This window comes from Microbacterium sp. Root1433D1 (genome assembly GCF_001426835.1).
Classification (GTDB): Bacteria; Actinomycetota; Actinomycetes; order Actinomycetales; family Microbacteriaceae; genus Microbacterium; species Microbacterium maritypicum.
Window position 1 is genome coordinate 306,219 of sequence record NZ_LMFN01000001.1, and the last position, 19,542, is coordinate 325,760.

23 protein-coding genes are annotated in these 19,542 nt (G+C 67.9%); 9 read left to right on the forward strand and 14 right to left on the reverse strand.

Translation table 11 applies throughout. The features are described from left to right. Positions 1–57 precede the first annotated feature (57 nt). Positions 58–1,197 carry a Gfo/Idh/MocA family protein gene (locus ASD13_RS01345; RefSeq protein WP_055864951.1) on the reverse strand — a complete coding sequence of 380 codons (1,140 nt, stop codon included), beginning with the start codon at positions 1,195–1,197 and terminating at the stop codon, positions 58–60. Continuing rightward, a complete protein-coding gene (locus ASD13_RS01350; RefSeq protein WP_055864953.1) occupies positions 1,197–2,003 on the reverse strand; it encodes a sugar phosphate isomerase/epimerase family protein in 807 nt (268 codons plus the stop codon). Before ASD13_RS01350 ends, ASD13_RS01345 begins: the two co-directional genes overlap by 1 nt. A 108-nt stretch (positions 2,004–2,111) precedes the next feature. On the opposite strand from ASD13_RS01350, the gene ASD13_RS01355 reads away from it, so the two are divergent. Genes ASD13_RS01355 through ASD13_RS01365 form a run of 3 tightly spaced genes read left to right on the forward strand, consistent with a single transcriptional unit; the run spans position 2,112 to position 4,397 of the window. Next, a complete protein-coding gene (locus tag ASD13_RS01355) occupies positions 2,112–2,729 on the forward strand; it encodes a TetR/AcrR family transcriptional regulator (protein ID WP_055864956.1) in 618 nt (205 codons plus the stop codon). A 52-nt stretch (positions 2,730–2,781) separates the two neighbouring features. Then, complete coding sequence (locus ASD13_RS01360; protein WP_055864959.1) at positions 2,782–3,414, forward strand: DUF4166 domain-containing protein; 633 nt, start codon at positions 2,782–2,784, stop codon at positions 3,412–3,414. Further along, positions 3,411–4,397: an epimerase gene (locus ASD13_RS01365; protein WP_055864962.1), complete on the forward strand. Its 987-nt coding sequence runs from the start codon at positions 3,411–3,413 to the stop codon at positions 4,395–4,397. The genes ASD13_RS01360 and ASD13_RS01365 overlap by 4 nt, the downstream gene beginning before the upstream one ends. Here the strand turns inward: ASD13_RS01365 and ASD13_RS01370 are convergent. From ASD13_RS01370 to ASD13_RS01380, 3 genes are read right to left on the reverse strand one after another with little or no spacing between them, the layout of a single operon-like run. Continuing rightward, entirely contained in the window at positions 4,394–4,783 is a 390-nt protein-coding gene (locus ASD13_RS01370) for a PLDc N-terminal domain-containing protein (RefSeq protein ID WP_055864964.1), read from the reverse strand. The two genes, ASD13_RS01365 and ASD13_RS01370, sit on opposite strands and share 4 nt — an antisense overlap. 38 nt (positions 4,784–4,821) lie before the next feature. Then, positions 4,822–5,751, reverse strand: coding sequence for an aldo/keto reductase (locus ASD13_RS01375; protein ID WP_055864966.1), 930 nt, complete (start codon positions 5,749–5,751; stop codon positions 4,822–4,824). Positions 5,752–5,783: 32 nt separating this feature from the next. Continuing rightward, a complete protein-coding gene (locus ASD13_RS01380; protein WP_235563127.1) occupies positions 5,784–6,014 on the reverse strand; it encodes a helix-turn-helix domain-containing protein in 231 nt (76 codons plus the stop codon). Positions 6,015–6,108: 94 nt separating this feature from the next. Between ASD13_RS01380 and ASD13_RS01385 the strand changes: the two genes are divergently transcribed. The 3 genes from ASD13_RS01385 to ASD13_RS01395 are packed head-to-tail and all read left to right on the forward strand — an operon-like array spanning position 6,109 to position 7,531. Continuing rightward, positions 6,109–6,483: a helix-turn-helix domain-containing protein gene (locus ASD13_RS01385; RefSeq protein WP_229778820.1), complete on the forward strand. Its 375-nt coding sequence runs from the start codon at positions 6,109–6,111 to the stop codon at positions 6,481–6,483. A gap of 47 nt (positions 6,484–6,530) precedes the next feature. Continuing rightward, positions 6,531–6,920 carry an ImmA/IrrE family metallo-endopeptidase gene (locus ASD13_RS01390; protein ID WP_055864974.1) on the forward strand — a complete coding sequence of 130 codons (390 nt, stop codon included), beginning with the start codon at positions 6,531–6,533 and terminating at the stop codon, positions 6,918–6,920. An 8-nt stretch (positions 6,921–6,928) separates the two neighbouring features. Then, entirely contained in the window at positions 6,929–7,531 is a 603-nt protein-coding gene (locus ASD13_RS01395) for a GNAT family N-acetyltransferase (RefSeq protein WP_055864977.1), read from the forward strand. A 42-nt stretch (positions 7,532–7,573) separates the two neighbouring features. Here ASD13_RS01395 and ASD13_RS01400 read toward each other — a convergent pair whose 3' ends face one another. After that, complete coding sequence (locus ASD13_RS01400; RefSeq protein WP_229778819.1) at positions 7,574–7,801, reverse strand: hypothetical protein; 228 nt, start codon at positions 7,799–7,801, stop codon at positions 7,574–7,576. Positions 7,802–7,867: 66 nt separating this feature from the next. Here ASD13_RS01400 and ASD13_RS01405 point away from each other — a divergent pair, with 66 nt between their 5' ends. Continuing rightward, positions 7,868–8,479, forward strand: a complete 612-nt coding sequence (locus ASD13_RS01405; RefSeq protein ID WP_055864979.1) for a flavodoxin family protein — start codon at positions 7,868–7,870, stop codon at positions 8,477–8,479. A 45-nt stretch (positions 8,480–8,524) separates the two neighbouring features. On the opposite strand, the gene ASD13_RS01410 is transcribed toward ASD13_RS01405, so the two are convergent. After that, positions 8,525–9,565, reverse strand: coding sequence for a hypothetical protein (locus ASD13_RS01410; protein ID WP_055864982.1), 1,041 nt, complete (start codon positions 9,563–9,565; stop codon positions 8,525–8,527). 263 nt (positions 9,566–9,828) lie between these two features. Between ASD13_RS01410 and ASD13_RS01415 the strand changes: the two genes are divergently transcribed. Further along, complete coding sequence (locus tag ASD13_RS01415) at positions 9,829–10,920, forward strand: linear amide C-N hydrolase (protein ID WP_082524252.1); 1,092 nt, start codon at positions 9,829–9,831, stop codon at positions 10,918–10,920. A 37-nt stretch (positions 10,921–10,957) separates the two neighbouring features. Next, positions 10,958–11,518, forward strand: a complete 561-nt coding sequence (locus ASD13_RS01420; RefSeq protein ID WP_055864985.1) for an HdeD family acid-resistance protein — start codon at positions 10,958–10,960, stop codon at positions 11,516–11,518. Between the two features lie 64 nt (positions 11,519–11,582). Here ASD13_RS01420 and ASD13_RS01425 read toward each other — a convergent pair whose 3' ends face one another. From ASD13_RS01425 to ASD13_RS01455, 7 genes are all read right to left on the reverse strand, one after another. Then, positions 11,583–13,130, reverse strand: a complete 1,548-nt coding sequence (locus ASD13_RS01425) for a helix-turn-helix transcriptional regulator (RefSeq protein ID WP_157535556.1) — start codon at positions 13,128–13,130, stop codon at positions 11,583–11,585. A 295-nt stretch (positions 13,131–13,425) separates the two neighbouring features. Then, positions 13,426–14,325, reverse strand: a complete 900-nt coding sequence (locus tag ASD13_RS01430; protein ID WP_055864992.1) for a DMT family transporter — start codon at positions 14,323–14,325, stop codon at positions 13,426–13,428. Between the two features lie 2 nt (positions 14,326–14,327). Next, positions 14,328–15,497, reverse strand: a complete 1,170-nt coding sequence (locus ASD13_RS01435) for a cation:proton antiporter (protein ID WP_055864995.1) — start codon at positions 15,495–15,497, stop codon at positions 14,328–14,330. 3 nt (positions 15,498–15,500) lie between these two features. Next, positions 15,501–16,172, reverse strand: coding sequence for a GAP family protein (locus tag ASD13_RS01440; RefSeq protein WP_055864998.1), 672 nt, complete (start codon positions 16,170–16,172; stop codon positions 15,501–15,503). After that, positions 16,169–17,329, reverse strand: a complete 1,161-nt coding sequence (locus tag ASD13_RS01445) for a hypothetical protein (protein WP_055865001.1) — start codon at positions 17,327–17,329, stop codon at positions 16,169–16,171. Before ASD13_RS01445 ends, ASD13_RS01440 begins: the two co-directional genes overlap by 4 nt. After that, complete coding sequence (locus ASD13_RS01450; RefSeq protein ID WP_055865005.1) at positions 17,326–18,039, reverse strand: hypothetical protein; 714 nt, start codon at positions 18,037–18,039, stop codon at positions 17,326–17,328. The genes ASD13_RS01445 and ASD13_RS01450 overlap by 4 nt, the downstream gene beginning before the upstream one ends. Before the next feature lie 83 nt (positions 18,040–18,122). Then, the gene (locus ASD13_RS01455) at positions 18,123–19,532 is read right to left on the reverse strand and encodes a glutamate decarboxylase (protein ID WP_055865008.1); all 1,410 of its coding nucleotides are present in this window, start codon (positions 19,530–19,532) and stop codon (positions 18,123–18,125) included. Positions 19,533–19,542: the final 10 nt, after the last annotated feature.

The window sequence follows — 19,542 nt, forward strand, 5'->3', positions numbered from 1 at the left end:
TCAACGCCGTGGCGGCGAAGGCGCGTCGATCCGCGTCTCCGCCGCCACGAGGCCCTGTCAGAGGGTGGCCTCGAACGGGTCGAAGTCACCGGCGATCGAGCCGACCTGATCGAGCGTGCTCTCGACCTCGACGAAGCGGCGCGATTCCGCGGCCTCCTCGATCGACAGCAGCGTGTCGAGCACGTGGTAGCCGAACTCTCCCGTGGCCACGTGCGGACGGCCGGCGGCGATCGCGCGCGCCATGTCGAGCAGTCCCACTCCGCGACCGGAGAGCACGCCCTCCTGCTCGACGTCGATGACCTCCTGCTCGATCGGCTCCGGCGGGATGAACAGGCGCGTGAGCGGTCGGGTGATCGAGATCGCGCCGCCGAATGTGTTCGGGTCCGGGATCACGATGGTGCCCTCGGTACCGGTGATCTCGACGATCCCCTGCCGGATGACGGGCGAATCGGTGCTGTAGACGCTCTGCGCCTGGCCGCCCTGCTCGAAGTCCATCAGCACGCTCAGCGTCGAGGGGATCTCGACCGGGAACTCCTGACCGGCCAGCTCGCCGACCTGCACGCGACGGGTGGGCGTGCCCTGCAGCCCGAGTGCGGCCACCGAGGCGACCGGACCGAAGACGTGCACGAGGGCCGACACGTAGTAGGGACCCATGTCGAGCAGGGGGCCCGCTCCCTTGGCGTACAGGAACGCGGGATTCGGGTGGAAGATCTCCGGCCCCGACCACTGGAACGTGGTCTGCGCGAACAGCGGACGGCCGATGTCGCCGCGCGCGATGGCACGCTTCGCCGTCTGCACGCCGGGTCCGAGCACGGTGTCGGGGGCGACGCCGACACGGAGACCGGCCGCATCCGCGTTCTCGAGCAGTCGACGGGACTCCTCGCGGTCGACGCCGATCGGCTTCTCGGTCCACACGTGCTTGCCCGCCGCGATGATCGCCTCGGAGACCTCGACGTGCACGGCCGGGATGGTGAGGTTCACGACGATGTCGATCTCCGGGTCGCCGAGAACCGTGTCGACGCCGCCGGAGCGCGGGACGCCGTACTTCTCGGCCTGCGCCTTGGCACGCTCCTCGAGGAGGTCCCCGATCGCGAGGACGCGCACGTCGGGGAACGTGGTGAGGTTCGACAGGTACTGGTCGCTGATGTTCCCGGCGCCGATGATGCCGACACCGACGGATCCTGCACCGATCGCCATCAGCCGGCGACCTTCTCGTCGAGGTAGACCCGGCTGCGCTCGATGGCGTCGAACAGGTCGCCCTCGTAGTGGTCGAACTCCACGATCGCGAGCTCGAGCGCGGGGGCCGCGGCGATGGCGTCGACGAGCGGCACCGAGCCGTCTCCTGCCGGCACCTGGTCTGCGGGCGGGTAGGCACCGGCGAGTGCGGGGTCGAGAGTGCCGTCCTTCGCGTGCACGGCGATCACGCGGCTGCCCAGACGTCCGAGCAGCGCGACGGGGTCGACGCCGCCACGAGCCACCCAGTACAGGTCGACCTCGAGCACGACGCGCTCGTCGAGGAGACCGGCGAGGATCTCGAGTCCGGTGACGCCGTCGAACACGGCCTCCAGCTCGTGCGCGTGGTTGTGATATCCGACGCGCACGCCGACGCCGGCCCCGACCTCGGCGGCCTCGTTCAGCAGCCGCGCGGTCTCCTCGATCTGCTCGACCGACTCCCAGCGCGCGGGCTCCGTGTACGGGTCGATGACGGTGTCCATGCCGAGCACCTTCGCCGCGGCGAAGACCTCGGCCGGGGTCGGCACGGGCACCGTGGTGCCGCTGCCGTCGGGGTTCACGAACGACGAAGACGCCAGGAAGGCGTGGCCGGAAGGGGCGACCAGACCGGCGGCGGTCAGCGCCGCGGCGAGGGGCTCGGCGCGGCGGACGAAGTCGTAGGGCTCCACCGCAGTGAAGCCACGGGCGGCCACCGCCGCGAGGGAGGATTCGAGGTCGGCCTCCAGCTCGTCCTTGATCGTGAACAGCTGCAGGGAAGTCCGAATCGTCATCGGTCGTGCTCCTTCGGTCATCGGTGACGTGGCGGGACCGCTGTCCCGTGCAGGCACGCTATCACCAAATACCTCCATGCGGAAGTTTTGGTTCGCTAGACTCCCCTCATGCCCGCCGACACGTCCGAGCCCGCCGAGCCGTCGCGACAGCGCGGCACCTACGCCAAGGGGATCGCTCGACGACAGGAGATCCTCGATCGCGCCATCGAGGTGTTCGCCGAGCGCGGCGCCGATCGCACGAGCCTGCGGGCGATCGCCCGCGAGGTGGGCGTCACCCACGCGGCTCTCACCCACTACTTCGGCTCCTTGGAAGAGCTTCTCGTGGCCGTCTACGAGGAGAGCACGGTGCCGGCCCGACAGCCCAGCGCGCCCGCGGAGGATGCGACGCCGGTGGAGATGATGATCGAGTCCGCGCGCATCAACCGCGCGATCCCCGGACTCGTGCAGCTGTACTCGACCCTCGTCGCCACGGCGCTCGAGGAAGGGCACCCGGCGGCGCGCACGTTCGCGACCGGTCGGTTCACCCGCCTCCGCGCCCGACTCGCCGACATCGTCCGGCATCAGCAGGACGAGGGCAGGATCCGCGACGACATCGATCCCGATGCGGTCGCCGCCCTCGTCGTGGCGGCCTCCGACGGCCTCCAGACGCAATGGCTGCTCGACGAGACCGCCCCTCAACACGAGGCGCTCGCCCTCCTCGACCGGCTGCTGCGACCCGCCTCCTGAGGGCTCCGCCGGTGCGGAGGGGAGGCGCCGAGGACAGGGCTAGGCTCGAAGAGTGACGCCCCCGCCGCAGTCCCCGTACGCCAGGGCGCTGGGCGAGCGCATCGATGACCTGCACCCGCGGCTGCGCGCGTACTTCGAGGCGATCCCCGATGGCGCAGTGGGCATCGGCGAGGGCGTGTTCCAGCGCGTCGGCACCCCGCGACGATGGTTGTGGCCGTTCCTCCGTCTCCTCGAGCGCCGGGGCGTGGTCGCCGCGGTCTGGGAGAGTGACGTGCCGTTCCGCGTGGAGAACCGCACGATCGCCTCCAGGGCCATCGGCGAACGCACCTTCCACTTCGACCGCGGACCGTGGACCATGCGCGATGCGGCGGCGCTCACACGACACGGCCGCGTCGTCGACGAGCTGGGCGAGCCGGGCCTGGTCGCCGCGTGCTTCGACGTCGAGGTGCACCAGGGCGCGCTGCACCTCGTCAGCCGCGCGGTCGGCCTGCGCCTCGGACGCCTCCGGATGCGCATCCCCGCGCCCATCGCTCCCCTCATCCGCCTCACCGAGCGCTTCGACGATGCCCTCGATCGGCAGCGCATGGCCCTGACCGTCGACGCGCCGCTCCTCGGCCGCGTGTACGAGTACCGGGGCGACTTCACCTATCGCATCCACCATTCCGAGAAGGAGCAGACCACATGAGCGCAGGACGGGTCGTCATCGGCGGATCCACCGGATTCATGGGCCGCTTCCTCCTGCCGAGATTCCGCGCCGAGGGTCGCGAGGTCGTCACGATCTCCCGTTCGGGTGCCGACATCCGCTGGGGCGATCAGGTCGAGATCGACCGCGCCGTCGACGGTGCGGCCCTCGTGATCGGCCTCGCCGGCAAGAGCGTCAACTGCCGTTACACGCCGGAGAACCGCGCCGAGATCTTCCGCTCCCGCCTCGACACCACGGCGTCGCTGAGCACCGCGATCCGGCGCGCGTCGGCCCCTCCGGCGCTCTGGGTGAACTCCTCGACGGCGACCATCTACCGTCACGCCGAAGACCGCCCGATGACCGAGTCGACCGGAGAGATCGGCACCGGGTTCTCGGTCGAGGTCGCGAAGGCATGGGAGAAGGCGCTGTTCGCCGACGAGCTGCCCTCCACCCGCCGCGTCGCCCTGCGCAGCACGATCGTCCTCGGCCACGGGGGCGTGCTCGGTCCCGTGGAGAAGCTCGCCCGGTTCGGGCTCGGCGGATCGCAGTACGACGGGCGCTGGCCGATCAGCGCGGCACGACGGGCGGCAGGAACCGGTCATCTCCCCGGTGCGCGTCGGGGCCGCCAGCGCTTCAGCTGGGTGCACATCGAAGACGTCGCCCGCATCATCGAGTTCCTCGAGCAGACTCCGTCGCTGGACGGTCCGGTCAACGCCGCGTCGCCGCACCCCGTCGACAACGCCGAGTTCATGGCGACGGTGCGCCGCGTCCTGGGCGTGCGTGTCGGTGTGCCGATGCCGCGATGGATGCTGGAGCTCGGAGCGATCGGCATGCGCACCGAGACCGAGCTGATCCTGAAGAGCCGGTGGGTGCTGCCGGAGAAGCTCGCGGCGGCCGGGTTCGAGTTCCGGTACCCGACGCTCGAAGACGCGATCCGCGAGTCGTTCGACCGCTCGCAGGTCGCTGAGGCCGAGTCCGTCGCCTAGGCGGTGCCCGCAGGTCCGGTCGACCCCTCGCCGTCGGTCCCGCGGTTCTTCTCGATCTCCTGGCGCAGCCGCCACTCCTCGATCTCTCGGTCGAGGTCGGCGATCTGCTGCTCGGTCGTCCTGGTGTCCCTCGGCGGTGCCGGACGCACGTCGGTCGGCGCCGCAGGGCGTTCCGCTCTGCGCATCCGCGGCATCTGGATGCCGGACTCGCCGTACTCGCGACCGAGCCCGAACCACAGCAGGCCACCGATCAACGGCAGCAGGATGACGATGATGATCCATGCCAGCTTGGGCAGGAACTTCACCAGCGAGCTGTCCCGCGTGATGATGTCGATCAGCGCGCCGATCATCAGGGCGATGACGAGGAGCGAGAACAGGAACGCCATGGATTCAGGGTAGACGACGCCGCGGCATACCGCTCGGGCTACGGAAGCAGGTGACCGCTGGCGCGGAACAGCTCGTACCACTCGGGGCGGGTGAGCTCGATGTCGGCGCCGGCCGCCGCGTCCTGCACCCGCTGCGGCGTCGTGGTGCCGAGGACGACCTGCATGCCCGCGGGGTGGCGGGTGATCCAGGCGGTCGCGATGGCGATGGGTGTCACGTCATGCGCCGCCGCGAGGCGATCGATCACGGCGTTCAGCTCTGCGTACTCGGGATTGCCGAGAAACACGCCGTGGGAGAAGCCGTCCTGGAACGGCGACCAGGCCTGGATCGTGATGCCGTTGATCCGGCAGTACTCCACGATGCCGCCGCCGTCGCGCACGACGCTCTGCGCGTGCCCGGCCATGTTGGTCGCGACCGGCTGCGCGATGATCGGCGCGTGCGTGATCGACAGCTGCAGCTGATTCGCGACCAGCGGCTGCCGGACCGCCGTGCGGAGGAGGTCGATCTGGCGCGGCGTGTGGTTGGAGACGCCGAACGCCTTCACCTTTCCCGCGCTCTCCAGATCGTCGAAGGCGCGAGCGACCTCCTCGGGCTCGACGAGGGCGTCGGGGCGGTGGAGCAGGAGCACGTCGAGGCGGTCGGTCCGCAGGGCTGCGAGCGATCCCTCGACCTGCGCCACGATGTGCGCGTACGAGAAGTCGAACATCCCCTGCGACGGCACGATGCCGCACTTCGTCTGGAGAACGATCTCGTCGCGCTCGGAAGAGGTGAGCTGCAGCGCATCGGCGAACCGCGCCTCGCAGTGATGCATGCTCCCGCCGTAGATGTCGGCGTGGTCGAAGAAGTCGATACCGGCGGTGCGGGCGGTTTCGTACAGCGTGCGGATGTGAGCGTCGTCCTTGTCGTCGATGCGCATCATTCCGGCGATGACGGCGGGGGCGGTGGCTGATCCGAACGACACTGTCTTCATGCGCACAACGCTACCCTCCGGCGCCGACGGCGTCAGGAGTCGTCGGGCGCCGCACCGGGGAGCAGAGCGGTGACAGGAACGCCGAGGACCTCGGCGATGCGCGCGAGGTCGACGACCGTGAAGTCGTCGATGCCGTCGAGCAGATTTCCCAAGGCGTCGGGCCCGATACCCGAGCGCTCGGACAGCTCGGAGAAGGACACTCCCGCGTGGAACCGCGCCCCGTCGACCTCAGATGCCAGCAAATGACGTAATTCTGTCCCCATCTGCCTACACTAGCGCCACGAACAGACGCGCATGGGGCTCGAATGAGCCAGAATGGCGGCATTTTGGAGTCGCCACGCTGCTATGGTGAGCCAGGTGAAGACACCTGCCGAGGAGTTCAACGACGCTGTCGGTCGCCAGATGCGCGCGGAGATCGCCGCGTCACGGAGCAGCATCGCAGCGATGGCGCGCAGCATCGGGATCGCCCGGAGCGCTCTCGACAACTACGTGACGGGCAAGCGCGCGATCCCGGTCCCCGTCGTCTACGCGGTCTGCGCCGACCTCGGCGTCGAGCCCCACGTGCTCTTCGCCCGCGCAGAAGAGCGGCTGCGCGCAGACGGCGATGCCACCGCGCGCATCACGCCGATCCGCCGCGCACCCGATGTCGCCGGCCCGCGCGAAGATACCCGAGAGGTCGCCTTCGAATCCGGCGTCAGGCACGATGCCGACACCGACGACCTCTACGAATAGGCCGGGCTTCCGACCCGGAGCGAGAGACCGGCACGAGGAGGGGGACCATGCAGCACCTTCTCCGCCTCGCCGACGAGCAGGGAGTGCGCGTCGTCGAACGGGTCGGCCGCACGCGCGGGGGTTATGACCCCGTGACGCGCACGATCCGCCTCAGCCCCGGGATGAGCGCGCGCACGACTCGCAGCGTGCTCGCCCACGAACTCGGTCACGCCTGCCTCGGCCATCTCCCCGCGCCCACCCCCGCCATCCGTGCGCTTCAGGAGCGCCAGGCAGACGAATGGGCGGCGTCCCGGTTGATCACCCCGCGCGCCTACGCCGAGGCGGAGGAGGTTCGGGGACCGCATCTGGCGAGCCTCGCCTTCGAGATGGATGTCACGATCGAGCTGGTCGTGGCCTATCAGCGCCTGTTGCGTCAGACGCTGCTCGTCGCTGGTTGAATATCGACATGGCCTTCCTCCTCACGCCCTCCCCCGTCACCCTCACCGGCCGACTCGTCGAACTGCGCCCTCTCGATCGCTCGCACATCGAGGGACTGATCGAGGCCGTACAGGAGGACGACCTGTGGAAGACGGCGTGGTACACCTCTGTGCCCGCACCGGACGGGGTGGCGGCAGAGGTCGAGCGACGGATCGGACTCATCGAGAGGGGCGAGATGGTCCCGTTCACGGCCTTCGACGCGTCCGGCCGCATCCTGGGACTCACGTCGTACTACGACATCGTCGCCGACGTGCCTCGTCTGCACATCGGCTTCACCTGGAACCGTCCCTCCGCGCACGGCACCGGTACCAACGCCGAATCCAAGCTGCTGCTGCTGCGGCATGCGTTCGAGACGCTCGGGGTGTTCCGAGTCGGCCTGACGACGCAGTGGGTGAACTTCCAGTCGCGCGCCGCGATCGAGCGCCTCGGGGCCAAGCAGGACGGCGTGATGCGGGCGATGAGCCGGTACCGCAACGGCGCGCTGCGCGACAGCGTGGAGTACTCGATCATCGAGCCGGAGTGGCCCGCAGTCAGGGCGAACCTCGAAGCGCGGCTCGCCAGACGACGGTGAGCGGTCAGACGCGCCGCGGCGCGACGCGCAGACCGCGATGACTCACTCGGCGGCCTTGCCCGACCAGTTGTTCGACCGACGGGTGGCGGTGCCGCCCTGGCGGAGGAGGAAGGCCATGGCCAGCGTGACCAGAAGGAGCCCCCCGCAGAACGCGATCGCCTGGAACGCGGGCAGCCCGAACGAGATGCCCATCAGCAGGATCCCTCCGATGAAGAGGATCATGAAGAAGAGGAAGCTGAGGATCACGGGATCTCCTGTCGTCGGTGCCATCTACCAGGATAGCCCGGACTCGGAAACCCCCTGTGCACGTTCGTCGTCGTCTGGTCTGCTCTGAGCATGAAGACACCACTCACCGCTGTCGCCGTGTCGTGCACGTTGAAGCCGTCACCCGCAGCCTCCAGCTCCGATCTCCTCGCGACGCAGCTGCTCGAAGCCCTCTCCGCGCACGGCGTCACCGGAGACCTGGTCCGCGCCGTGGATCTCTCCCTCAACCCCGGAGTCGAGAAGGACATGGGCGGCGACGACGAGTGGCCGCGCATCCGTGAGCAGGTGCTGGACGCCGACATCCTCATCTTCGTCACCCCCACCTGGATGGGGCAGCATTCGAGCGTCGCGCAACGTGTGCTCGAACGCCTCGATGCAGAACTCGGCGAGACGGATGCTGACGGACGACCCACGCTGTTCGACAAGGTGGCCATCGCGGGCATCGTCGGCAACGAAGACGGGGCCCATCACATCGCCGCGATCCTCTTCCAGTCGCTGAACGACGTCGGCTTCACGGTTCCCGCCCAGAGCTCGGTCTACTGGAACGGCGAGGCGATGCACACCACCGACTACAAGGATCTCGACGAGACACCCGAGAAGGTCGCCTCCGCGATCGAGACGGCCGCGAGGAACGCCGCGCACCTGGCGCGGCTGCTCGCGGCGCACGAATACCCGGCGGAGTGAGCTGGGGCAACGCGTCGAGGTCGAGTGCCGGCCGCCGACACCCGGTCAGTGCGCAGGGGCGCGCGAGGCAGGCTCTGAGGGCCCGCAGAAGGTGATGACCTCGCCCCTGCGCGCTCTCTCGAGCGTGAATCCTGCGAGCTCCAGACGTCGATAGACCCGGCGGGGCAGGGCGGGAAGCTCAGCGGAGAAGCCGCGGGGCGGTTTGGCGAGCCCGGCGAAGAGCGACAGATCGGCACCGACGCCACGCACCTCGATGCGCGCGTAGTCGCTGCGGCACCGCCAGCGCAGGAACTCGAGCTCCCGGAACGGGATCCTGTGCAGCTCGTCCCCCACTCCCACACGCAGCTCGTCGTTCCCGAAGGCGACCGTGCAGGGCACTGTTCGCCGACGCAGGATCGCCGTGAACACGAGATACACCGGAAGCGCGACCGTGATGCCCAGGAAGAGAATCATCATCCGAGGCCCCATCCGCATCACGATGTCGTCGAGCGCGATCACGAGTGCGACACCGAGCAGCCCGCCGACCACAGTGATCCCGACGATCGCCTGCGTGAGGGTGCGCAGCCGCAGCTCGACGGCGGGGAAGCGCACGATCGACCCGTCGCCGCTCTCCTCCCGTTCCCACTCCGGTGCCACCGGCGACGGCCTCTTCTTCGCGTCTCTGCGCCCGAAGAGATCCGTGACCCGAGAGATGAGCGCGAGCCAGATCCAGCCGGTCGCCGGGATGGCCGCGAGTTGCAGCACCACGGCGATGCCGCGCACCTCGTCGGGGAACGGCTCGATCAGATCTCCCCCGAACTCGACCACGAAGGCCAGGACGGCTCCGAGCACGATGGCGACGCCGAGATGCAGAATCGCGCCTTTGCGAGTCGGCACCATGCCCAGGGTCGCGTTCACGAACGCGAAGCCGAAGCACCAGCCCCCGACCAGCATGAGCAGGAACGGGAAGATGCTCAGGTCGTCGCCCAGGAGCGTGAAGCCGATGGCCGCGAGCAGCAGCACCGTCCCCACGACCAGTGGGGTGCGCACGAGCGTCCGCGTCACCTTCACGCGAACGCGCGCTTCGGCGGCGGTCTCCTCGGTCATCGGGATGATTCTAGGTCCAGGCGGGGTGGCCACCCGCTCCCCGGGGCGGCTCCGCCCGAGCGACATGATCGTCGTTTCCACACGTGCGAGTAGAGACGTGATCCGTCGGGATCGGGTGAAGGTGCGGGTGGTGCCCGGGTGAGCCTCGCGGGTGATTTCGCGTCGTCGCCATGCTCACACGGACGAGTGCGACCAATAATCGCCAGAGAGCTCGTGCCTCCTCCGGCCGCGAGTGACCCACATCGACGAGAGGACGTGCGCTCATGTGCACACGAGTTGTCTGGCCCGATGCCAACGGTGCAGTCATCGTTGGCCGAAACATGGACTTCCACATGGACCTGCTCTCCAATCTCTGGAAGCTCCCTCGCGGGATCGAGCGCTCCGACGGCGTCCATGGCACTCTCACCTGGAAGTCGAAGTACGGGAGCATCATCGCCACAGCCTTCGATCTCATCGCGACCGACGGCATGAATGAGGAGGGCTTCGCCGGCCACATCCTCTGGTTGGCCGAGTCCGACTACGGCAAGCCGGAGGCAGATGCGACGCAGCTGAGCCAGGCGGTGTGGTTGCAGTACTACCTCGACAACTTCGCGACGGTGGCGGAAGCAGTCGCCTGGACGAACGAGTCGCAGGTACAGATCGCTCAGCTCTTCGACCCGACCGGACATCTCGTCCCCACCCTGCACCTGGCCATCAACGACGCGACCGGCGACTCGGCGATCATCGAGTACACCGATGGCACGCCGAAGGTCTACCACGGGCGCGAATACCAGGTCATGACGAACTCGCCGACGTTCGACAAGCAGCTCGAGCTCGTCAAGGAGGTCGAGGGCCTCGGCGGCGACAAGCCCCTCCCCGGTTCCACGCTCGCCAGTGACCGCTTCGCTCGCGCGTCGTTCTATGTGGCACACCAGCAGCAGCCGAAGACCCAGATCGAAGCGATGTCGGCGATGTTCAGCATCATCCGCAACGCCGCGCAGCCGTTCCGCACACCGGAGGAAGGCAAGCCCGACGCCTCCCAGACGATCTGGCAGGTCGTGCTCGACCTCACCAACAAGCGCTACGCCTTCGAGTCGACCACACGCCCGAACATCGTCTGGGTCGATTTCGCGGACATGAGCTTCAACGAAGGCACCAAGGTCCTCAAGCTCGACCTGGTGGGCCGATTGGCATTGGAGGGCGGCCTCGTCGGAAACGCCAGCCATCACTTCGCCGACATCGGAGAGTTCGACCAGCAGATTCTGTCCACCGGCACCGCGGCCCTCGAATTCGTCGCGCGAAAGCAAGACGAGTTCGCAGCGATCACGAAGGCTGTTCAAGCTCTGGTCGGCAAGAAGAAGCAGCAGGCCGCGTGAGGTACCGCGCCGGGGTCGATCGGTTCGAGGAGAGCGCATGAACGGGGCGACCACGACCGCGAAGTCTCCTTTCGACGGCATCCGCGTCGCCCTCGGCATCGGCGGACTGCTGGCGCTCGCCGTCGGTGTGGTGATCCTCGTCTGGCCGGGCAAGACCGCGATGGTGGTCACCGCGCTCGTGGCCGCCTACGTGATGATCGCGGGCGTCATCTACGCGGCAATCGGTGGTCTGAGCAGTTCCTCGGGAGCCTGGGCGCGCGTCGGCCATGTGCTCCTCGGACTGGTCTTCGTCGTCGCCGGTGTGATCGCGTTCACGAGCCTGAGCCAGACGGCGGCCTGGCTGGGGACCTTCCTCGGCGTACTCCTGGGCATCCTGTGGATCGTCGAGGGCGTCGTGGCGCTCAGCACGCTTCCCCGCGCCGGCTCGAAGGTCTGGTCGGTCGTCTTCTCGATCTTCTCTATCGCCGCGGGTGCCCTGCTCCTCGTCGCGCCGTTGTGGGGTGCCACCGTGCTGTGGATGCTGATGGGCATATCGCTCATGCTCCTCGGCGTGGTGAACATCGTTCGCGCGATCTCTCTCGGACGCCGACCGCGCTGATCGTCGACGGTCGCGCTGACCACACGGGGTCAGCGCGACCGCGGCCCTGTCGGACCGGTGGCAATCAGTCGTTCACCGTGGCAGCGAGCAGTCGCATGCGGGTCGCGATGCGAATCGCCTCTTCCCTCGTCGAGCATCCCAGCTTGCGATAGATCGAACGCAGTTGAGACTTCACGGTGTTCGGCGACACATGGAACGCCGAGGCCATGTTCGCCGTCGAGCGTTGAGCGGGCAGCGCGTTCAGGATGCGCAGTTCGCCCGATGTCAGCGATGGACGCACCTGAAGATCCCGGAAGCTGATGTCTGACGTCGCCTCAGCCCACTCCTCCCTCCCCTCGTTGTCGAGCGTGTCCCGTACGCGCTCGACCAGCTGCCGCGGCATACGCTCCAGCAGCCGGCGCCGGTCCCTGCGTTGGGCGATCCGCACGATCTGCCGGGCACTCTCCAGATCGAGCTCGCCGGTGCGCGCGAGTTCCAGCCACCCGGACAGCAGCACGGCCTCGGCACGTTGCGCCGGCCCGATCTTCTGATCCGACGCCAGAGCACGGAGCTCGAGCGACGCTGTGTCCAGTCGTCCGTCGTGCAGAGCGAGGTGCGCGGTCGCGAGCTGCGTGAGTGCGCCCACCTTGGGGTTGTCCTTGACGATCCCCCACGCGTACCCGGAGTCGCCCGTGGCGATCAGGGCTTCGATCGTCGATGAGGCGATCACGTCCGCCGCGAAAGAACCGCCCCGCGTCGGGTGCCCGTCGGACGCGATTCGGATCGCCTCGAGCGCATCCTCCGGCCGGTGACGGGAGAGGTAGGCGCGGCAGCGGGCCAGCAGGGCGAACGGCCAGTTGAGTTCGACGCTGTCGACGGGACACGTGCCCGACAGCATCTCGTCGACGTCTCCCGATCGGCGGTCCACGGCGATGAGCGCGGCGGCGATCCGCTCCGATGAGGTCGTGGCGCTCGCGTGCAGCGAAGTGACCTCCGGCATATCCTCCGCCTCGGCGAGCGCCCGCTCCGCCTCGTCCAGGGTTCCGCGGACGGCATGCGCGAGGGCGCTGCGGGAGAGCGCCATGCGCTCGGCATAGGGCTGTCCGGAGAACTTCCCGAGTTGACGTGCCGTGGCGAACTCGAGCAGCGCTCGTCCGGAATCGCCGGCGGCGAGCATCGTGCTCCCGATCTGATGATGAAGGAACCACAGGGGTCCGTCGATGCGCTCACGCCCCTCGGCGGCCGTCTCGCGTAGGCGCTCCTCGAGACGGTGCGCGTACACCATGGCTGTGGTGACGTCACCGTTCACACGGAAGGCGAGCATCTGGGCGAGGATCAGGAAATCCAGCTCGTCCGCGCTCATCAGGCGCGCGTCCTGACCATGCGGGACCGGTTGGTACGACCGCGCCCTGCGGGCCAGCACAGCCGTCATCGGGTGCAGGACCCGCAGGATGGGATGCCGGTCGAGCAGGGCGCTCGGAAGTTCGACGACCGCTGCCGTCAGGGCCTCAGGGTGGCAGGTGTACAGCGGCCAGACGTTGGAGACGACGGTGCGTGCGATGGTGTCGGGGTGTCCGGCGCGCACGGCCTTCGCGAGGTCATCACGGGCACGATCCGGGTCGGTGAGGTTCATGCCGGCCCCGCCCACGCTCTCTCCGGGGACTCGAGAGGCGTTCGAACGACGACCGGTCGGAGGGCTTCTCGACGAAGGACGATCATGTCGTCAGGAGCGGTCGTTCGAATCTTCACAGTATCCCCCTCATCTGCCGACGCCTGGGGAAGCGTTCGGCGTGAACACGAGAGACCGTCCTCCGGGTCCTCGCTGACTCCTTCCTAATATATTGGCGAGCCACGGTCTCCGATCACTGTCGGACATCACCGGGGTGTTCACCCGGGTGATCACCCCGGTGGCACCCGGGTGACGCCGATCACTGCGTGCGGCTCTCCGCCCTCGACAGGGCGAACACCCCGCTCATCGCCACGGCGCCTGCTGCCGCCAACGCCAGGAACGCCCACGCCGGAGCACCGCTGGCTTCGCCCAGGATCGCGATGCCCAGCACGACGGCGATCGCGGGGTCCACGACCGTGAGGCCTGCGACGACGACCTCGGGGCGGTTGAAGGCATGAGCCTTCTGCACGAAGTAGACCGAGAGGCCACCGGCGATGCCGATACCGAGGATGCAGGCGATGGTCAGCAGGTTGGCCATGTCCCACTTCGGGCCGCCCGAGTGGAACATCGACTGCACCCGAAGGATGACGGTCTTCCCCAGTGTCGCGACGAAGGCCGAGTAGATGCCCCCGAGGAGCACCCAGATCACGGGCGGTGTGCGCCGTCGTCGCCCGAGGAACCACACCAACGCCGTGGTGGCGAGCAGCACGGCCAGAACGACCAGCACCGCGACGAGCTGCACGTCAGTGATGGCATGTTGGGTGCTGACCATGGCCGCGACGGTCACGAACCCCGCGACGCCGAGCACGCAGATCGCGATGGAGCGCACGACCTGGCGAGAGGGCGCCTTCTTCGTGAACATCGCCGTCAGGAGAGCCGTGAACACCAAGGCGACGACGCCGACCGGCTGCACCACCATCAACGGCGCGAATGTGAGGCTGCCCATCTGCAGGAGCACGGTGACCCCGAGCAGGAGCGTGCCGATCAGCCAGAAGTGGTTGCGCAGGAGGCTCCTGGTCTTCGAGCCGTCACTGCCGAGGGCAGCCCCCGCCTCGATGGCGCGCACCCCGCGCGCCTGCAGCAGATTGCCGACAGCCAGCGCGGCCGCAGAAGCGATCGCGAGCGCGATGCCGATCAGAGGTGCCGATTGGAGTTCCATGCTCATCTCTCACTTTCGGGGTGGACACCGTGCATCGCCATGGCGATCAACGGCAGCAGCAGTACCGAGAGCATCCCGCCCGCCACCAGCACCGAGGCCAGGGCCGGCGACAGCACTCCGCTCGTGACGCCGATCGCGGTCGCTGCGACGATGATCGGCAGGCCCGTGGCCCCCAACATCCCCAGCGAGACACGATCCCGCCACGATGATCCCGGCGGTGCCGCGAGCATCGACGGGACGCCGCGCACGATCAGGAGTGCGATCACCGTCACCGGCACGAAGACGAACAGGATCGGCTCCGCCAGGAGAGCAGCGAGATCGAACGTGACTCCGGTGTAGACGAAGAAGACCGGCACGAGAAAACCGAAGGCGACCGCCTCGACCTTGCTCTCCACCGCCTCCCGCTCCTGCTGACCTGCGTCGCGCATGAGCAGCCGCCACACGACGCCCGCGGTGAACGCGCCGAGCAGCATGTCGAGGTCGAGGGCGATGCTCAGTGCGAGAAGCGCGGTCAGGATGAAGAAGACGACCCGGACGGCGAATTGACCGGAGGTGTGCAGCGTCGACTGCACGAACCGATACATCGCACCGTGGGGCACGGTCATCGACAACCGGATCGCGATCGCGGCGATCACCCCAAAACCGATGAGCACGAGGGTGGCCGGCCCCGGTGAGCGGGTGCCGAGGAAGACCGAGATCGCGATCAGCGGACCGAACTCCCCCACCGCCCCGATCGCACCCGCTGCGCGGCCGAACGGAGTGCGCAGCTGGTCGGCGTCACGAAGGATCGGAAGCAGCGTTCCCAACGCGGTCGAACAGAGCGCGATCCCGATGATCACGGCACCATCGCCGGGCGCGATCAGTACACCGACGCACAGCCCCATGACCAGGCTGAGAACCCAGCCGAAACCGGCACGACGGCCCGTGCGCTCACGGAAGACGCCGAAGTCGATCTCGCTGCCCGCGATGAAGAAGAGCATCGCGAGACCGAGAGCCGCCAGGGTACCCATGAAGGCTGAGGGCTCCGCCCATCCGAGCAGGCTGGGACCCACGAGGATGCCGAGGAGCAGCTCGAAGACGACGATCGGGATGCGGATCCACCGGGAGAGGGCACGCGCGAGGAGCGGAGCGAGCATCGCGAGTGCGGGGATGACGAACAGCACCGAGTCCATGAGTCACCCCGAGAGGTCGGCGACACCCGCGCCGATGAGCTTGAACCCCAGGATCACGAACAGCACCGTCATGATCACACCATGATTCGCGACGAGCCAGTTGCGTGCCCCGGAGAGCCGCACCTCGACCTTGCTCGGCGAGACGACGCTGATGATCCACGGAATCGCGACGGCGGAGATGCCGAACACACCGAAGATCAGCACCACCGCGACGATCTGCTCCGTCGGAAGCACCGACTGGGAGATGCGACCGCCCGCCGCGGCGAGGAGCGGGAGATCCTTGGGCGACAGCGGTCCCGAGATCAGCACGCCGGCGAGGAAGGCCTTCGCCGGCGTCATCTCGTCCAGGCTGGCCATCCACCGGGGAGTCTCATGCGAGGAGCGGCCGCGCCATTGCAGCACCGCGAGCACCAGCAGCCCGGCACCGAGAACGATCTCGATGATGTCGATCGTGATGTGAGGGCCCGAATCCGGGTCGTCCGCCCCGGCGGCGCGCCCGATCAGCACGAGAACGCCGACGAAGAGGATGCCCCACGCGTAGCAGCCCAGGATGAAGGCCGTGCCGTTCGTGCGGCCCTTGCCCGACGTGGCCATCAGGATCACGGCGACGATCGACAGCGGACTGATCGCGACGGCGATGCCGAGCGTCAGCAGGTCCGCCAGAACGGCGATCATGCGTGCACCACGGGATGGGCGTTGCGCAGGAACAGGATGATCCAGCTGAAGATGAGCAGCGCCGACACGAGCTCGACCGCCGTGAGGTTGTAGATACCGGCGGAGAACAGCAGGGCCAGGACGATGATGACTCCGACGTAGACGAAGCCCAGAGCGATGAAGACCTTCGGCATGGTCGGGATGAGCCACGGAAGACCGATCACCAGGGCGGCGAAGGCGACGCACATGCCCGTGGCGACCGTGTTGTGCAGGAGGAAGAACCGGTCGACGGGGAAGACCCCGACGCAGGCGAGCAGAGCGCCCAGCAGCACGAACAGCGCGCGCACCGTGCGTCGATGTCGGCGATCGGCGGCCGTCGTGGTGGGTAGGGATGCCGTACCGAAGCGCGCGATCGTCGTGACGATGATGCCCGACACGATCAGGGTGAGATTGAAGGTCAGCGCTGAGATGTCGTGCGTGATGCCGAGTGCGGAGAGATTCATCTGCCACCACTGCGGGTCCGTCGCGCTCAGCATCGCCGTCACGACGCCCACGACGAGGAAGACCGCCAGCACCAGCGACAGATGGCGCGGGGTGAGGTTCGTCCCGCTCACGAAAGCGAGATAGGCGCTGAGCGCAGTCGACGAGGCGGCCAGCACCACCGCCGGAGACGCGAACACCATGGCACCGACGAAGCTGTGATCGAGGATGGTCGCTACGCCGATCCACCCGAGAAGAGCGATCGTCGCGTATGCGGCCGACAGGGCGACGAGGTCGAGCCACCAGTAGCTGACCCCGTCCGCCGCGCGCACATCGGCTCGACGGTCGCGATGAGGACGCAGGCGCGAGGTCGCGAACCCGACGGCAGCGGCGACGGCACCCGCGATCGCTGCGAACTCGCCGAGGGAGCGCCGCCCGTCGATGGGAAGCTCGCGCCCCCAGAAGACGAAGACCGCGACGAGGGCGCTGCCCGCGAACGCGAACGCCCCGAAGGTGAGCGCGAAGGACTCATCGTCGAGTGCGCGTCGGGCTCGGGCCGCGCGCGGGACGTCCGCAGGAACCGGCGGCCAGGATGAATCCACCGCGGCCCCGCCCCCGTTCTCGCGGTGATCGCGCGATACCGCATCCCGCATCGGCGTCCCGTCCCTCAGCGCCTCCTGCGTTCGTTCGTCGTTCATTGCAGAACGGGTTCGTAGTCCTCGCCGGCGACCGCCCGGTGCGGGTGGCGGCGGGCGCGATCCCAGAACGGGAGGACGATGAAGGAGGCCAGCAGGAAGCAGAGCGCACCGATGAATGTGCCCGTGTTCGCGAGGCCGCCGTTGAGAGCATCTCCGCTCGGGAGGATGAACGCACCCACCGCCGAGGCGCCGAACGCGATGCACCCGACCAGATTGATGAAGACCGACCACCAGGCACGACGACCCAGCTCCCAGAGTTTGCGGGCATGCGCGTACGCCACGACCGCGAGGACGCCGCTGATGAGGAAGGCGACGGATCCGCCCGCGTCCGGATTCCAGACGAGCTTCTCCTGAGCGGTGATGCTCCGTGCATGCAGCGCGCCGGCCGTGCTCGCGTTGAACAAGATGGTCCCGAGCGACTGCGTGGCCGCGGCGAGCCACTCGGCCCGGACCATACGCCCCGGAGGGTAGCCCACCTTGACGGCGACCGCTCCGCTGAGGAACAGCTGGATCAGTCCGGCGCCGGTGAAGAACCAGGCACCGATGAAGAAGAGCACATTCGACACGCTCGACCCCATCGCCTCGCTCAGCCCCGGTGCGGAGCCGACGGCGAAGAAGGCGGATCCGATCATGAACCCCCAGCACTGCTTCGTGACGGTGGGCACGAAGAGTCTGCGTGGCGGATCGATACTGGTCGCGGCAGCGGTCATGCTCGGTCTCCTGTCATCTCGATGTGTGGCGCGAAGGCGAGATCGGGGAGGGCGCACCATGGCGCCCTCCCCGATCTGACGGCTCAGTGGTGGAAGTGCGAACCGCTGCTCGCCGTGTCGGGGAGCGGAGTGCTCAGCGCCTCGAGGAACTCCACCTCTCCCCTGATGTCGGCCAGCAGTGCGGAGGCGAGGTCGCGGCTGAGCCCGACCTTCACGACGATGCGCTGCAGGATGACATCCGACATGTCGTCGGCCATCGGATATGCGGGAACGAGCCAGCCCTTCATCCGCAGCCGGTCGGCCAGGTCGTACAGGGTCCACGTGTCGGTGTGCCCCTCCTTCAGCACCCACGCGAACACCGGGATCGTGTCGCCCTTGCTGATGAGGTCGAACGGACCGATCTTCGCGATCTCGCTCGAGAGATAGGTGGCGACGTCGATCGAGTTCTGCTGCACCTCGCGGTAGCCCTCGAAGCCGAGGCGCAGGAACTGGTAGTACTGCAGCAGCACCTGCGCACCCGGACGTGAGAAGTTCAGCGCGAGGGTGGGCATGTCACCGCCCAGGTAGCTGACGTGGAAGATCATGCTCTCCGGCAGCACGGCGGTGTTGCGCCAGACGACCCAGCCCACTCCCGGATACACCAGACCGTACTTGTGGCCGGACGTGGAGATCGAGTTGACGCGATCGAGCTGGAAGTCCCAGACGAGGTCGGGCTGGCAGAACGGCGCCACCATGGCGCCGGATGCGCCGTCGACATGGATCTTCACGTCGAGACCCGTCTTCGCCTGGATCTCGTCGAGCTTCTTCGAGATCGCGATCGTGTCGTCGTAGAGACCCGTGAACGTCTGGCCGAGGATCGACACGACGCCGATGGTGTTCTCGTCGACGTAGTCCTCGAGCTTGTAGCCGTCGAGGGTGATGTGGTCTGGTGAGACCGGCACGTAGCGCGCCTCGACGTCCCAGTAGTTGCAGAACTTCTCCCACACGACCTGCACGGCGGCCGACATGATGAGGTTCGGCTTCTCCGTCGACTTCCCTTCTGCTCGGCGCTTCTCCTGCCACAGACGCTTGAGGGCGAGGCCCCCGAGCATGCACGCCTCGGACGATCCGATCGTCGAGGTGCCGATGGTGTCGTTCTTGTCCGGCACGTTCCACAGGTCGGCGAGGATGCGCCAGCAGCGGTCCTCGATCGCCGCCGTCGCGGGGTACTCGTCCTTGTCGATCATGTTCTTGTCGGCGGCCTCGAGGTACAGCTTCTTGGCCTCGTCATCCATCCAGGTGCCGACGAAGGTGGCCAGGTTGAGACGTGAGTTGCCGTCGAGGATCGACTCGTCGTGCACGATCTGATAGGCCGTCTCCGGCAGGCTCGGTCCGGCCGGGAGCGTGAACTTGTCGAACTCGGTGGCTTCGCCCGGACGGACGAAGACGGGATTGATGCTGATGGTCGAGTCGACGTTCGTCGACTGACGGGCCTTGTACGTGTTGGTGGTCACTTTTTCGCTC